Annotated in this window: 14 protein-coding genes; 7 read left to right on the plus strand and 7 right to left on the minus strand. The window is 75.7% G+C overall.

Annotated elements, in window-relative coordinates; translation table 11 throughout:
- Positions 1-4 precede the first annotated feature (4 nt).
- The 3 genes from BLS21_RS10580 to BLS21_RS10590 are packed head-to-tail and all read right to left on the minus strand — an operon-like array spanning position 5 to position 2,621.
- Positions 5-616, minus strand: a complete 612-nt coding sequence (locus BLS21_RS10580) for a 5-oxoprolinase subunit B family protein (protein WP_091217464.1) — start codon at positions 614-616, stop codon at positions 5-7.
- Complete coding sequence (locus BLS21_RS10585; protein ID WP_091217468.1) at positions 616-1,368, minus strand: LamB/YcsF family protein; 753 nt, start codon at positions 1,366-1,368, stop codon at positions 616-618. The genes BLS21_RS10580 and BLS21_RS10585 overlap by 1 nt, the downstream gene beginning before the upstream one ends.
- Before the next feature lie 14 nt (positions 1,369-1,382).
- Positions 1,383-2,621 carry an NRAMP family divalent metal transporter gene (locus BLS21_RS10590; RefSeq protein WP_091217471.1) on the minus strand — a complete coding sequence of 413 codons (1,239 nt, stop codon included), beginning with the start codon at positions 2,619-2,621 and terminating at the stop codon, positions 1,383-1,385.
- Between the two features lie 296 nt (positions 2,622-2,917).
- Between BLS21_RS10590 and BLS21_RS10595 the strand changes: the two genes are divergently transcribed.
- Positions 2,918-3,706 carry a putative hydro-lyase gene (locus tag BLS21_RS10595; protein WP_217636077.1) on the plus strand — a complete coding sequence of 263 codons (789 nt, stop codon included), beginning with the start codon at positions 2,918-2,920 and terminating at the stop codon, positions 3,704-3,706.
- 89 nt (positions 3,707-3,795) lie between these two features.
- On the opposite strand, the gene argG is transcribed toward BLS21_RS10595, so the two are convergent.
- From argG to BLS21_RS10610, 3 genes are all read right to left on the minus strand, one after another.
- On the minus strand, positions 3,796-5,244 hold the full coding sequence (gene argG / locus BLS21_RS10600; RefSeq protein ID WP_091217473.1) for an argininosuccinate synthase: 1,449 nt from the start codon (positions 5,242-5,244) through the stop codon (positions 3,796-3,798).
- Between the two features lie 150 nt (positions 5,245-5,394).
- Positions 5,395-5,937 carry a dihydrofolate reductase family protein gene (locus BLS21_RS10605; protein WP_091217476.1) on the minus strand — a complete coding sequence of 181 codons (543 nt, stop codon included), beginning with the start codon at positions 5,935-5,937 and terminating at the stop codon, positions 5,395-5,397.
- Positions 5,934-6,872, minus strand: a complete 939-nt coding sequence (locus BLS21_RS10610) for a helix-turn-helix domain-containing protein (protein ID WP_091217478.1) — start codon at positions 6,870-6,872, stop codon at positions 5,934-5,936. Before BLS21_RS10610 ends, BLS21_RS10605 begins: the two co-directional genes overlap by 4 nt.
- A gap of 130 nt (positions 6,873-7,002) precedes the next feature.
- Here BLS21_RS10610 and BLS21_RS10615 point away from each other — a divergent pair, with 130 nt between their 5' ends.
- Positions 7,003-7,869 carry an NAD(P)-dependent oxidoreductase gene (locus BLS21_RS10615; protein WP_091217481.1) on the plus strand — a complete coding sequence of 289 codons (867 nt, stop codon included), beginning with the start codon at positions 7,003-7,005 and terminating at the stop codon, positions 7,867-7,869.
- Positions 7,870-7,946: 77 nt separating this feature from the next.
- Here the strand turns inward: BLS21_RS10615 and BLS21_RS10620 are convergent, their stop codons facing one another.
- Entirely contained in the window at positions 7,947-8,360 is a 414-nt protein-coding gene (locus BLS21_RS10620) for a TIGR03618 family F420-dependent PPOX class oxidoreductase (protein WP_091217669.1), read from the minus strand.
- Positions 8,361-8,531: 171 nt separating this feature from the next.
- Between BLS21_RS10620 and BLS21_RS10625 the strand changes: the two genes are divergently transcribed.
- From BLS21_RS10625 to BLS21_RS10645, 5 genes are read left to right on the plus strand one after another with little or no spacing between them, the layout of a single operon-like run.
- On the plus strand, positions 8,532-9,650 hold the full coding sequence (locus tag BLS21_RS10625; RefSeq protein ID WP_091217486.1) for a glycosyltransferase family 4 protein: 1,119 nt from the start codon (positions 8,532-8,534) through the stop codon (positions 9,648-9,650).
- Positions 9,647-10,615, plus strand: a complete 969-nt coding sequence (locus BLS21_RS10630) for a Gfo/Idh/MocA family protein (RefSeq protein ID WP_217636079.1) — start codon at positions 9,647-9,649, stop codon at positions 10,613-10,615. The genes BLS21_RS10625 and BLS21_RS10630 overlap by 4 nt, the downstream gene beginning before the upstream one ends.
- A gap of 39 nt (positions 10,616-10,654) precedes the next feature.
- Positions 10,655-11,605 (plus strand): Gfo/Idh/MocA family protein, encoded by a 951-nt coding sequence (locus tag BLS21_RS10635; RefSeq protein WP_091217489.1) that lies wholly within the window; start codon positions 10,655-10,657, stop codon positions 11,603-11,605.
- Positions 11,602-12,723 (plus strand): zinc-binding dehydrogenase, encoded by a 1,122-nt coding sequence (locus BLS21_RS10640; protein ID WP_091217491.1) that lies wholly within the window; start codon positions 11,602-11,604, stop codon positions 12,721-12,723. The genes BLS21_RS10635 and BLS21_RS10640 overlap by 4 nt, the downstream gene beginning before the upstream one ends.
- Positions 12,724-12,728: 5 nt before the next feature.
- Positions 12,729-13,940: a glycosyltransferase gene (locus BLS21_RS10645; protein ID WP_091217494.1), complete on the plus strand. Its 1,212-nt coding sequence runs from the start codon at positions 12,729-12,731 to the stop codon at positions 13,938-13,940.
- Positions 13,941-13,988: the final 48 nt, after the last annotated feature.

Raw genomic sequence — 13,988 nt, forward strand, 5'->3', positions numbered from 1 at the left:
AGCGTCACCGGACCTCCGTGAAGCGGACCCGGACGCCGGGACGCAGCAGCGCCGCCGGCTCGCGGTCGACGTCGAAGACGGCGACGTCGGTGCGACCGATCAGCTGCCAGCCGCCCGGGGACTCCCGCGGGTAGACGCCGCTGAACTCACCGGCCAGTGCCACCGAGCCGGGCGGCACCTTGGTCCGCGGGCTGCTCCGGCGCGGGACGTGCCACGGCTCGCCGTCGGGGGTCAGGTAGCCGAAGCCGGGGGCGAAGCCGCAGAAGGCGACGGTCCACTCCGTGCCGGTGTGCCGGCGCACCACCTCGGCGGCGTCCACGCCCAGGTGCGCGGCGACGTCGGCCAGGTCGGAGCCGTCGTAGACGACCGGCAGCTCGACCAGCTCCCCGCCGTCGCGCCGGCCGGAGCGGGGCGTCGTCTGCCGCACCGCCTGCTCCACGGCCGCGAGACCGGTCACCGCGGGGTCGGTCACCAGCAGCACGGTGCGCGCCGCGGGGACGACGTCCACCACCCCCTCGACCGGCTCGGCCGTGAGCGCGGCGTACAGCCCGAGGACCTCGTCGAGGCCGTCGAGCTCGACCAGCAGCGCGGTCGACCCGCTGGGCAGGACGCGCATCAGGCGGCGAACGGTGCCAGCGAGACCCCGGCCGCGGTGAGGGCCTCGCGCACCTGCCGGGCGATCGCCACCGCGCCGGGGGTGTCGCCGTGGACGCAGATCGAGTCCGGCGCCAGCCGCAGCAGTCCGCCCTCGACGTCGGTGACCGGCTCGCCGGTGGCCATCGCGACGCAGCGGCGGGCGATCTCGCCGGGGTCGTGCAGCACCGCGCCGGGCAGCCGGCGGGAGACCAGGGTGCCCTCGGGGGTGTACTCGCGGTCGGCGAACGCCTCGGCCACCGTCGTCAGCCCGGCCTCGTCGGCCAGCCGCAGCCAGGCCGACCCGGGCAGCCCGAGCACCGGCAGCTCGCGGTCGTACTCGACCACCGCCCGCACCACCGCCGCCGCCTGCTCCTCGTGCGTGACGATCGTGTTGTAGAGCGCGCCGTGCGGCTTGACGTAGCGCACCCGGGAGCCGGCGACCTTGGCGAACGCCTCGAGCGCGCCGATCTGGTAGAGCACGTCGGCGGTCAGCTCGTCCGGCTCCACGTCGATGAAGCGGCGGCCGAAGCCGGCGAGGTCGCGGTAGCCCACCTGGGCGCCGATCGCGACGCCGGTCTCCGCGGCCCGGGCGCAGACCCGGTACATGATCGACGGGTCGCTCGCGTGGAAGCCGCAGGCCACGTTGGCGCTGGTGACGACGTCCAGCAGCGCCTCGTCGTCCCCCAGGCGCCACTGGCCGAAGCCCTCGCCGAGGTCGGAGTTGAGGTCCATCCCGTCAGCCTCCCTCACGAGAACAGCGCGATCACCGGGCGGATCGAGTTGACCGCCAGGTAGATCGTGAGCAGCCAGGCCACCCAGCCGACCACGAGCAGCCAGCGCGGGTAGCGGTATCCGTGCAGGAGGTCGGACCGGCGGGTGGCCACCCAGAGGATGACCGCGATCCCGATCGGCAGCAGCAGGCCGTTGAACGCACCGGCGAAGACCAGCAGCGTGGTCGGGGCGGCACCGAGGAGGAGGAAGGCCAGCGTGGTGACGGCGATGAAGCCGACCACCAGCAGCGTGCGGGTGCGGTCGCTGGTGCGGGTGCGGGAGGTGACGAAGGAGATGGTCGTGTAGGAGGCGCCGATGACGCTGGTGATCGCCGCGGCCCACAGCACGACGCCGAAGACCCGCAACCCGATCTCGCCCGCCGCGGCCTGGAAGGCGTTGGCGGCCTGGTTCTCCGTGCCGAGGTCGGCGCCACCGGCCACCACGCCGAGGATGGCGAGGAAGAGGACGACCCGCATGATCCCGGTGATCACGATCCCGGTGACCGAGCCGCGGGTGATGTCGCGGACGTGCTCCCGGCCGGTGACCCCGGAGTCGAGCAGCCGGTGGGCGCCGGCGTAGACGATGTAGCCGCCGATCGTGCCGCCGACCAGCGTGGTGATCGCCAGGAAGGAGACCTGCTCGGGGAGGACGACGTTGCGCAGCGCCCGGCCGACCGGCGGGCCCGAGGTGATCGCGATGTAGGCGGTCAGCCCGATCATCAGCAGGCCGAGGACGACGACGATCCGGTCGACGGCGACCCCCGCCCGGCGGCTGAGGAAGATCCCGATCGCGATGACGGCCGACACCGCGCCACCGATCCTCGGATCCAGCCCGATCATCGCGTCGAAGCCGAGGCCCGCGCCGGCGACGTTGCCGATGTTGAACACCAGCCCGCCGATCAGCAGGAACGCGGCCATCACCCAGCCCAGGCCGGGGGCGACGAGGTTGCCCAGCTCCTGGGCCCGCCGGCCGCTGACCCCGATCACCCGCCACACGTTCAGCTGCAGCGCGATGTCGATGACGATCGACACGGCGATGGCGAACGCGAACGCGGCACCCAGCTGGACGGTGAACGTCGTCGTCTGGGTGATGAAGCCCGGGCCGATGGCCGAGGTGGCCATGAGGAACATCGCGCCGAGCAGGGTCGAGCGCGTGCCCGCGGCCATGCGGCTGCTGGCCGGGGCGGTGGTGGCGGGTTCGTGGCTCTGCGACATGGGCTTCTCCACGACGGCGGGGATCCGACGCTAGGGGCCCTTGCAGGGAGCGGCAACGCGAGGGCGGGCGGCGTCCCGTCCGCGTGGGCAGCCGGCCGCTCGGCGACGACCACGGGGTCGGCGCGGCGACACGCCGGGGCTCGTCCGCGTGTCGCCCCGCAGCTCCGTGATCGTCCGCGGGGTCGGACGGGGCAGGGGGGCGGGGACAGCTGCAGGAGGACCTGCGGGCGAGCCGGGCGGGAGTGAGCGGGGGACCATGGGCACCTGGCCTCTCGCGACCGACCGAGGAGGACCCCGTGACCGCCACGATGCCCGCCGCCGACCCCGCGGTCGCCCGTGAGCACTACCGCGCCGGCCTGGCCGTCCCGTCGTCGGGCTGGGCGCCCGGCTACACCCAGGCCAACCTCGTCGTCGTCCCGCAGGACTGGGCCTACGACGTGCTGCTGTTCGGGCAGCGCAACCCGAAGCCGGTGCCCCTGCTCGACGTGACCGACGCGGGGTCGACGTCCACCGCGCTGGCGCCGGGGGCGGACCTGCGCACCGACCTGCCGCGCTACCGGGTGTGGCGGGACGGCGAGCTGGTCGACGAGCCGACCGACGTCGTCGACCTGTGGCGCGACGACCTGGTGACCTTCCTCATCGGGTGCAGCTTCAGCTTCGAGACCGCGCTGCTGGACGCCGGTGTGCCGGTGCGCAACATCGAGCAGGGCCGCAACGTGTCGATGTACCGCACGAACCGGGCCTGCCGCCCCGCCGGCCGGCTGTCCGGGCCGCTGGTGGTGTCGATGCGGCCGGTGCCCGGCGAGCTGGTGGCCGCCGCGGTGCAGGTGACCGCCCGGATGCCCCAGGTGCACGGGGCGCCGGTGCACGTCGGTGTGCCCGAGGCCCTGGGCATCGCCGACCTCGCCCGGCCGGACTTCGGCGACCCGGTCGAGCTCGCCGACGGCGACGTCCCGGTGTTCTGGGCCTGCGGGGTCACCCCGCAGGCGGCGCTCATGGCCTCCCGGCCGCCGTTCGCGATCACCCACGCGCCGGGGCACATGTTCGTCACCGACGTCCCCGACGCGGTCTACCGGCAGAGCTGAGGCCCCGGCGTTCGGAACCGTCGGGAGCGGCCCCTCTGCAGGGACCCGCGCCGAGCCTGCGAGGCGTGGGGGCAGAGGGGTCCTTCTGCTCAGTCCGTGCCGGACTCCATCGCGGCGCGGTCGAGCAGTTCCTCGTCCTCGGGGACCGCGCCGCGGGAGGCGATGGCCTGGGCACCCCCGGCGTCCATGGCACCGATCAGCCCGGTCGAGGCCGCCTGCGCGGCGCCGATCAGCTGCGGGTGCCCGCTGCCGACCATGCCGAGGGCCGCGTACTGCTCGAGCTTGGCCCGGGAGTCGGCGATGTCGAGGTTGCGCATGGTGAGCTGGCCGATCCGGTCCGACGGGCCGAAGGCGGAGTCCTCGGTGCGCTCCATCGACAGCTTGTCCGGGTGGTAGCTGAACGCCGGGCCGGTGGTGTCGAGGATCGAGTAGTCCTCGCCGCGCCGCAGCCGCAGCGTGACCTCGCCGGTGACCGCCGTCCCGACCCAGCGCTGCAGGGCCTCCCGGAGCATCAGCGCCTGCGGGTCCAGCCAGCGGCCCTCGTACATGAGCCGGCCGAGGCGCCGGCCCTCGCTGTGGTAGGTGGCGAGGGTGTCCTCGTTGTGGATGGCGTTGACCAGCCGCTCGTAGGCCGCGTGCAGCAGCGCCATGCCCGGGGCCTCGTAGATGCCGCGGCTCTTGGCCTCGATGACGCGGTTCTCGATCTGGTCGGACATGCCCAACCCGTGCCGGCCGCCGATCGCGTTGGCCGCCAGCACCAGGTCGACGGCGGTGTCGAACGTCTTGCCGTCGATCGCCACCGGCCGGCCCTGCTCGAAGCGGATCGTCACGTCCTCGGGCTCGATGTCGACGCCCGGGTCCCAGAACCGCACGCCCATGATCGGCTCGACGATCTCGACGCCGGTGTCCAGGTGCTCGAGGGCCTTGGCCTCGTGGGTGGCGCCCCAGATGTTGGCGTCGGTGGAGTAGGCCTTCTCCGCGCTGTCCCGGTAGGGCAGACCGTGCGCGGTCAGCCACTCCGACATCTCCTTGCGGCCGCCGAGCTCGGTGACGAAGTCGGCGTCCAGCCACGGCTTGTAGACCCGCAGCGAGGGGTTGGCCAGCAGGCCGTACCGGTAGAACCGCTCGATGTCGTTGCCCTTGAAGGTCGAGCCGTCGCCCCAGATCTGGACGTCGTCCTCGAGCATGGCCCGCACCAGCAGGGTGCCGGTGACCGCGCGGCCCAACGGGGTGGTGTTGAAGTAGCTGCGCCCGCCGGAGCGGATGTGGAACGCCCCGCAGGTCAGGGCCGCCAGGCCCTCCTCGACGAGCGCCGCACGGGCGTCGACCAGCCGGGCGACCTCCGCGCCGTAGGCGGCGGCGCGCCCGGGCACCGAGCTGATGTCGGGCTCGTCGTACTGGCCGATGTCGGCGGTGTAGGTGCAGGGCACCGCGCCCTTGTCGCGCATCCACGCGACCGCCACCGAGGTGTCGAGACCACCGGAGAAGGCGATCCCGACGCGTTGGCCGACGGGCAGGGACGTGAGCACCTTGGACACGCGAAGAAGTATGCACGACTGTGAATGACCATGCGTCGCCGGGTCGGGAGGCGGCCGGGCCGCGTGGGCGGTCGCGGTCGCCGGGCGCGGCGCGTCGTCGCGCGTCGCCGACCGCACCTGCCCACCCGGCCTCGGGACGCCCCGGCGGGGTCACCCCCGGACGACGTCGTAGCGGATGCAGACGAACTCGCCGTTGACCGCCTCCTCGGTGCGGACCAGCTCCAGCCGGCGCGGCAGCAGCGGCGCCCCGCCGCCGAGGGTCACCGGGGCGATCGAGACGACCACCTCGTCGAGCAGACCCCGGTCGGCGAACTGGCCGGCGAGGTCGCCGCCGCCGACCACCCACACGTCACGGCCCCCGGCTGCCGCGACCATCTCCGCGTGCACCTCGGCGATCCCGTCGTCGCCGTCGGCCGCGGTGAACCGGATGTCCGCGTCCGGGTACGCGGTCAGCTGCCGGTGCGTGAACACCCACGCGGGCACGGTGTAGGCCCACGCGCCGGGGTCGTGCTCCTGCACCCACTGGTAGGTCGTCGCGCCCATCGCCAGCGCGCCGACCCGCTTCTCGAACTCCGCGTACCCCATCGGGCCGTGCTCGTCGGAGCGCCGGGAGAGCAGCCAGTCCAGCGAGTGGTGCTGGTCGGCGATGAAGCCGTCGAGGCTGGTCGCGGTGTAGTAGACGGTGCGCGTCATCGGTCCCTCCTGGTGAGCCACTCGATGGGGTCCCCGGTGTCGACGGCCAGGCCGGCGTCCCGGAGCAGGTGGCGCACCAGCAGCCGCCGGTGCGCCGAGAAGGTGAGGACGTGGGCGACGACGCTGCCGAGGACGAAGGTCTCCGGCGGCTCGCACAGCGCGTCGACCAGCCGGTCGCCCCACGCACCCCGGCGGGCGACGTCCCGGACGGCGGCCAGCCAGCGGGGCGCCACGGCGTCGTGCCGGGCCAGCAGGGTGGCCGGGTCGTCGGCGCCGCGGGCGGGGTGCCCGGCGCCCTCGATCGAGGCCAGCCACACCTCCTTGCTCCACACCAGCGTGTCCAGGACCGCGGCGACCGACTCCTCGGGGCCGTCCCAGGGCAGCACCGAGAGCCCGGGCAGCCGGGCGCGGCGGTACTCACCCTCCGGGAGCGCCTTCGCGGCCTCGAGCAGGGCGCGGGTGTCCTCGACGTCGTGGTGCACCAGCAGGGCGGTCACCTCGTCCGGCGTGCCGCGCCGGCCCTCGTCGGCGACCCACAGCGAGGTCGGCGGGTGGAAGTGGATGCCGTTGGGCGCCGGCAGCCAGTGCTCGTCGCGGGTGCGCGGGCGGTCGTCGTCCGGCGTGCCGGGGGAGCGGCCGTAGGCGCGGGCGAAGGCGCGGGCGAAGCCCTCGACCGACTCGTACCCGGCGGCGAAGGCGGCCGCGGTGACGCTCGACCCCTCGCGCAGCTGCCACGCCGCCCGTTCCAGCAGGACCCGGCGGCGCAGGGCCACCGGCGGCTCCCCGGCGCCCCGGCTCACCTGCCGGGCGAAGTACCAGGGGCTGGCGAAGGCGTCGCCGGCCATGTCGGGCAGCGTGCGGTTGTCCTCGTCGAGGACGGCGTCGAGCAGTTCGCGGAGTCGGTCCCGTCCGGGGAGGGGGTCGTCGTCGGCCACGTCAGCGAGTCTGGCCGGGGACGGCGGCCTCGCGCCCGACCGTTCTTGCCCTCCTGTCCCGCCCCCTGCGCCACCGCCCGCCCGACCCCGCCGGTTCGTGCGCACCCGCCGCCCACCGCAGACTGGCGACATGTCGACACCGGTGGTGACGGTCCTCGGTACGGGCACGATGGGCGCGGGGATGGTGCGGTCGCTGCGCCGAGCGGGCCTGCCCATCCGCACGTGGAACCGGGACACCGCCAAGGCCCGGGCGCTGACCGACACCGGCGCGGAGGCGTTCGACTCACCGGCCGAGGCAGCGGACGGCGCGGACGTCGTCCTGACCATGCTGCTGGACGCCGACGCCGTCCTCGACGTCGTCCGGCAGGCGTCACCAGCGGCCGGCACCGTGTGGCTGCAGACCTCGACCGTCGGGCTGGAGGGCGCCGACAGGACGGTCGCCGCGGCCCGGGAGCTGGACCTGGTGCTGGTCGACTGCCCCGTCCTCGGCACCAAGGAGCCCGCCGAGAAGGGGGCGCTGGTGCTGCTCGCCTCGGGCCCGGAGGAGGTCCGGGACCGGCTGGCCCCGGTGCTCGACGCGCTCGGGTCGAAGACCCTGTGGCTCGGCGAGGCCGGGGCCGGCAGCCGGCTGAAGATGGTCTGCAACGCCTGGCTGTTCATGGTCACCGCCGGCGTGGCCCAGTCGGTGGCGCTGGCCCGCGGGCTCGGGCTGGACCCGCGCGACTTCCTCGCCGCGATCGAGGGCGGCCCGCTGGACACCCCGTACGCGCACCTCAAGGCCGGCCTGATGCTCGACGGCGAGTACCCGGTCAGCTTCGCCCTCACCGGGGCGGCCAAGGACGCGCGGCTGATCCGGGCGGCCCTGCAGGCCACGGGTGTCCCCGACCGGCTCACCGCCGCGGTGCTGGCGACGATGGACACGGCGGCCGAGCGGCTACCCGACCCGTCGGCGGCCGACGTCGCGGCCGTCGTGGAGGGCCTGGCGCCCCGCCGGTGACCTGGCCTCGATCGGGGGTCGGCTCCGTCTCGGGGGCGGCCTGAGCGTGCGGGGGGTGGGGAGGACGGGGTCCGTGCTCAGCCGGCGATGGTCTGGCGTTCCGGCTCGGTCCAGACGATCACCCGCTCGGTCGTGATGTTCTCGGCGGGGTAGGGCTTGCCGTCGTACTTCTGGGACAGCTCGTCGATCTGGTCGCGGGCGCGCTGGCCGCGCTCGGTCTCGACGACGCGGCCGCGGACCTCCGCGTAGCGGTACGGGTTCTGCTCGTCCCGGATGGCCAGGGTCACCCGCGGGTCCCGCTCGAGGTCCCGGAACTCCTGCCGGTGCGGACCGGTGTTGACGAACAACCCGTCCCCCTCGACGCCGACCCAGATGTACTGGGTCCGGATGTGTCCGCTCGGCATACGGGTGCTGATCGCGGCGTAGTCGGGGCCGCTGGCCGGCTCGCGGGTGGTGGAGTGCAGGTCGGGACCGTCCTGGGTGCCAGCCACGGGACGCGCGCCCCGGTCCGCCGCCCGGAACGCACCCAGGGTCGGCTCGCGGCTGCGGAACACCCGCGAGCCCGGGAGGAAGGCGCTGTGCTCCAGGCCACACGGGGGTGCGAGGGGCGATAGCTTCCACGTCCCGGAGCCCACGGGGCCCACCGACCACGGGGGACGCCGATGACCGCCTGCCGTTCGATCTGCTTCTACACGCCGTCGACCGACCCCTCGGGGATGGGCGCGCACATGGTGGACCTGATCGCCGAGTTCGCCGGGACGGCCGACGTGGCGCTGATGATGAGGCCGACGGTGGGCGGCCGGCGGTTGCTGGACCGCGCCGCCGAGCTGGGCGCCCGCACCGTGGAGCTGCCCTCACCCCGTGACCCCGGCTTCTCCGCCGTGGTGTCGGACTCCCTCGTCACCTCGCCCGCCGACGTCTTCCACTGTCACGTGGGCACCGGCTGCGAGGACTGGGACGGCGTGCGCCTCGCCCGCCGCGCCGGGTGCCCGGCGGTCGTGCAGAGCCAGCACCTGCCCTACCTGGTGTCCTCCCCGCGCAAGCGGCGGGCCTTCCACCACGCGATCGAGGAGGTCGACCGGCTCATCGCGGTCTCGGAGGGGCTGCGGCGCACCTACTCCCGGATCGGCGTCCCCCCGGAGCGGCTGACCACCGTGCCCAACGGCGTGGCCCCGCTCGCCGACCGGATCGGCCGGGAGGCCGCCCGCGCCGCCCTGGGCCTGGACCCGCGGCAGCCCGTCGTCCTCACCGTGGGCCGGCTGACCCACATGAAGGGCCAGTGGCACCTGGTCGACGCCGTCCCCGGCCTGCTGGGGCGGTTCCCGGACCTCGCCGTCGTGCTGGTCGGCGACGGACCGCTGCGCGAGGCGCTGGAGAAGCGGGCCGCCGGGCTCGGCGTGGGCGGCGCCGTCCGGTTCCCCGGTCACCGGGGCGACGCCCGGCAGCTGCTGGCCGCGGCCGACGTGTTCGTGCTGCCCTCGCGGCACGAGGGCCTGCCCCTGGTGGCGCTGGAGGCGATGGAGGAGGGGCTCCCGGTGGTGGGCACCCGCGTGATCGGCACCGAGGAGGTCGTCGAGGACGGCGTCACCGGCGCGCTGGTGCGGGCGGGGGACCCCGCCGCCCTGGGGGCGGCCCTGGCGCGGCTGCTCGCCGACCCCGCGCTCCGGCGCCGCCAGGGCGACGCCGGGCGGCGCCGGTACCTGGCCGGGTTCACCCGGGAGCGGATGGCCAGGGACACCGCAGCGGTCTACGAGTCGGTCCTGCGCGGGGCGCTGTGGTGACCCGCCTGCGGGTCGGCGTCGTCGGCACGGGCTTCATCGCCGGCCGGCACCTGGGCGCGCTCGCCGGCTTCGACGACGTGGCGGTCGTCGCGGTCGCCGACGCCGTCCCCGCGCGGGCCGAGGAGGCCGCCGCGCGCTCCGGCGCGCGGCCGTACCCGGACGGGACCGCGCTCCTGGAGACCGAGGAGCTGGACGCCGTCTGGCTGTGCGTCCCGCCGTTCGCCCACGGGCCTTTGGAGGCCGCGGCGGTCGCCCGGGGCCTGCCGTTCTTCGTGGAGAAGCCGCTGGGGCCGGACCTGGCCACCGCCGAGGCGATCGGGGCCGAGGTCGCGGCGGCCGGGCTGACCACCGCCGTCGGCTACCACTGGCGGCACCTGGGGCTCGTGCACCGGGCGCAGGAGCTGCTGCGGGACCGACCCGTGCAGCTGGTGACCGGTGCCTGGCTGGACCGCACGCCCGGTGCGCCGTGGTGGTCGCGCCGGGCGGCCTCGGGCGGGCAGGTCGTCGAGCAGACCACCCACCTGTTCGACCTCGCCCGGCTGCTCGCCGGCGAGGTCGACACCGTCGCCGCGGTCGAGCGGGCCGCGCCCGAGGGCGACGTCCCGGCCGCCTCCACCACGCTGCTGACCTTCGCCTCGGGCGCGGTGGGGAGCATCTCCTCGGCGCGGGTCCTCGGCCGCCGCCACTCCGTCGGGCTGCAGCTGGTCACCGAGGGGCTCGCCGTGGAGGTGACAGAGCGCGGCCTGTCCGACCACCAGCTGCGCGTCTCCGGCGCCGAGGGGGAGGAGACCACCGGCTCCGCCGAGGACCCCATCGCCGCCGAGGACCGGGAGTTCCTCGACGTGCTCCTCGGGGCGGCCCCCGGAGTGCGGGTCCCCTACGCCGAGGGGCTGCGCTCGCACGCCCTGGCCTGCGCTGCCGACCGGGCGGGGCGTGAGGGCGGGCCCGTCCGGCTCCGGGACTGACGAGGGTTGCCGCCCGGCCGGCCCGGGCAGGAGGCGGACATGACGACGAGGATCGGCCTGGTCGGAGCCGGGTTCATCGCCGGTCGGCACCTCGACGCGCTCACCTCCATCGAGGGCGTGACCGTCGCCGGGATCGCCGACCCGCGCGCCGACCGGGCCGAGGTGCTCGCCGCCCGCGCGGGGGCCGCGGCCTACGCGCACTGGGCGGACCTGCTCGACGTGGAGCGCCTGGACGCGCTGTGGGTCTGCGTCCCGCCGCACGCGCACGGCGAGGTCGAGTCGGCGGCCGTCGAGCGCGGGCTGCCGCTGTTCGTCGAGAAGCCGCTGGCGACCGACCTCGCGACCGCGGAGGCGCTGGCCGACCGCATCGACGCCGCCGGCCTGCTCACCGCCGTCGGCTACCACTGGCGCTACCTCGACACCCTCGAGATGGCGCGCGACCTGCTCGCCGGGGCGCCGGCCCGCATGGTGCTCGGCACGTGGCTGGACAAGGCGCCGCGGGTGGACTGGTGGGCGCGGCAGGACGGCTCCGGCGGGCAGACCGTCGAGCAGGCCACCCACCTCTTCGACGTCGCCCGGGTGCTGGTCGGGGAGGTCGAGGGCGGCTGGGCCACCGGCTCGCGCTCGCCCGACGGCCCCGGCGACATCCTCGACGTCTGCACCGCCGCGCTGCGCTTCGAGGGCGGCGCGGTCGGGTCCTTCTCCAACAGCTGCCTGCTGCCCCGCGCGCACCGGATCGGCGTCGAGCTGGTCGCTCCCGGCCTGGGGCTGTGGCTCACCGAGCACCGGCTGGTGGTCACCGACGCCGACGGCGAGCGCACGATCGACCGCGACGTCGACCCCTTCGAGGCCGAGGACCGCGCCTTCGTCGCCGCCGTCCGGGGCGAGGGGCACGACGTCCGGACGCCGTACCGCGAGGCGCTGCGCACCCACCGGCTGGCGGTCGCCGTCGCCAGGGCGGCCGCCGACGGCGGGGCGGTGCAGCTGTGAGCCGCGCGGTCCGCAGCATCGGCGTCGTCGAGCCGGGGCGGCCGGCGATCCTGGACCTCGAGGAGCCCGACCCCGGCCCCGGGCAGGCGTGGGTGCGCACCGAGTGGAGCGGGATCAGCGCCGGCACCGAGGTGGCGCTGGTCCGCGGCACCGACCCGCACCACATGCTGCACTGGGACCCCGACCTGCGCTCGTTCGACGACGCCGGCCCGCCCGCCGCCTACCCGGTGGCCGGCCTGGGCTACATGGAGGTCGGCCGGGTCACCGAGAGCCGCACCCCCGACCTGGCCGAGGGGCAGCTGGTCGCCATGGCCTACGGGCACCGCACCGGCACCTGCGCCGACCCGTCGGTCAAGCCGGTCATCCCGGTGCCCGACGACCTCGACCCGCTGCTGGGCGTCTACCTGGCCCAGATGGGGCCGATCTGCGTCAACGGGCTGCTGCACGCCGCCGCCGACGTCGCCGGACCGGGTGCGGGCGTCGACGCCGGGGTGCGCGACCGGCACGTGCTGGTCACCGGTGCCGGGGTCATCGGGCTGCTCAGCGCGATGCTCGCCGTGCAGCACGGGGCCGCGGACGTCGTCGTCGCCGAGCCCTCCGCCGAGCGGCGCGCGGTCGCCGAGGCGCTCGGCCTGACCACCCTCGCGGACGGCGCCGCTGCCGAGCCCGCCTCCCCGGCCTGGCGCGCGGTCAAGGAGCGCTGGCGGCACGGGCCGGGGGACGCCGGCGCCGACGTCGTGCTGCAGTGCCGCGGGCACGATGCCGCGCTGGCCACCGGCCTCAAGGCGCTGCGCCCGCAGGGCACGGTCGTCGACCTGGGCTTCTACCAGGCCGGCGCCGAGGCGGTGCGGCTCGGCGAGGAGTTCCACCACAACGGCCTGGCGGTGGTCTGCGCGCAGATCGGCCGGGTGCCGCGGGGCATGGCCGGTGCCTGGCCGAGGACGGCGCTGGCGGAGGTCACCCTCGACCTGCTGCGCCGGCGAGGGGACGACGTCCGCCGGCACCTGGTCACCGACGTCCTGCCGTTCGAGGAGGGGCCGCGGCTGCTCGCCGACCTCGCCGGCCGCCGGCTGGCCGCGCCGCCGCTGCAGGCCGTGCTGCGCTTCGACGTCCCCTGATCGCCGTGCGGGTCCTGCTCGTCGGCAACCACTGGACCGAGGGGCCCGGCGGCGCGGAGACGGTGCTGGTCCTCACCGCGGACCTGCTGCGGGCCGCCGGGCACGAGGTGGTGCCCTTCGCCGTGGCCGAGGAGCGGACCCTGCCCACCCCGGTGCGCTCCTCCCTGCCGGGAGCGGCGGGGGCCGGCGCGCGGACCCGGTTCGGGGAGGCGTGGGCCGGGGTGTGGTCGCCGGCCGCGTACCGGGCGCTGGCGCGGGTGGTCGACGAGGTGCGGCCGGACGTCGCGCACGTGCACCACGTCTTCGAGCGGCTGACGCTCTCGGTGCTCGACGCGCTCCAGCGCCGAGGCGTGCCGACGGTGATGACGCTGCACGACTACAAGCCGGTCTGCCCGAACTTCCGGTTGTTCACCGAGGGCGCGCCCTGCACCCGCTGCCTGTCCGGCGGCTCCTGGCAGGTGGTGCGGCACCGCTGCCTGGAGGGCTCGCGGTGGCGGTCGGTCGCCGCGGCGGTGGACTCCTACGCCGCCCGCGCCCGCGGCGTCTACGACCGGGTGGACCGGTTCGTGGCGCCGAGCGGGTTCCTGCGCGACCGGGTGGTCGAGGGCGGTCTGCCGGCCGACCGGGTCGAGGTGCTGCCCAACCCGGTGGTCGCGGCTCCCTCGCCCCGGACCGCCCCCGCGGACCCGCCGGCGGTGCTGTACGCCTCGCGGCTGGTCGCGGAGAAGGGCGTGGACACCCTGCTGGACGCCGCCGCGCGGCTGCCGGCGGGCGTGCGGGTGCGGCTGGCCGGGTCCGGGCGGCTGGAGCGGGCGGTGCGGGCGCGGGTCGCGGCGGAGGAGCTGCCGGTCGACGTCCTGGGCCCGCTGGCGCCGGACCGCGTCGCCGCCGAGCTGCGGGCCGCGGCGGTCGCCGTCCTGCCGGCGCTGTGGTGGGAGAACTGCCCGATGGCGGTCCTCGAGGCCGCGGCCCACGGCGTGCCGGTGGTGGCCTCCGCGGTGGGCGGCGTCCCCGAGCTGGTGGACGACGGGACGACGGGGCTGCTGGTGCCGCCCGGGGACGCCGACGCGCTGTCCGGCGCGCTCACCCGGCTGCTGTCGGACCCCGCCGGGGCGGGCCGTCTCGGCCGTGCGGGATGGGCCCGGGTGCGGTCGCGGCACGACCCCACGGCACACGTCGCGGCGCTGCAGGAGGTGTACCGGCGTGTCGCCCGGTGAGTCGTTGCGGACGCACTTGTCCCGCAACCCCCGGGGGCGGATCCTGCC

The organism is Geodermatophilus siccatus (genome assembly GCF_900103785.1).
GTDB lineage: Bacteria > Actinomycetota > Actinomycetes > Mycobacteriales > Geodermatophilaceae > Geodermatophilus > Geodermatophilus siccatus.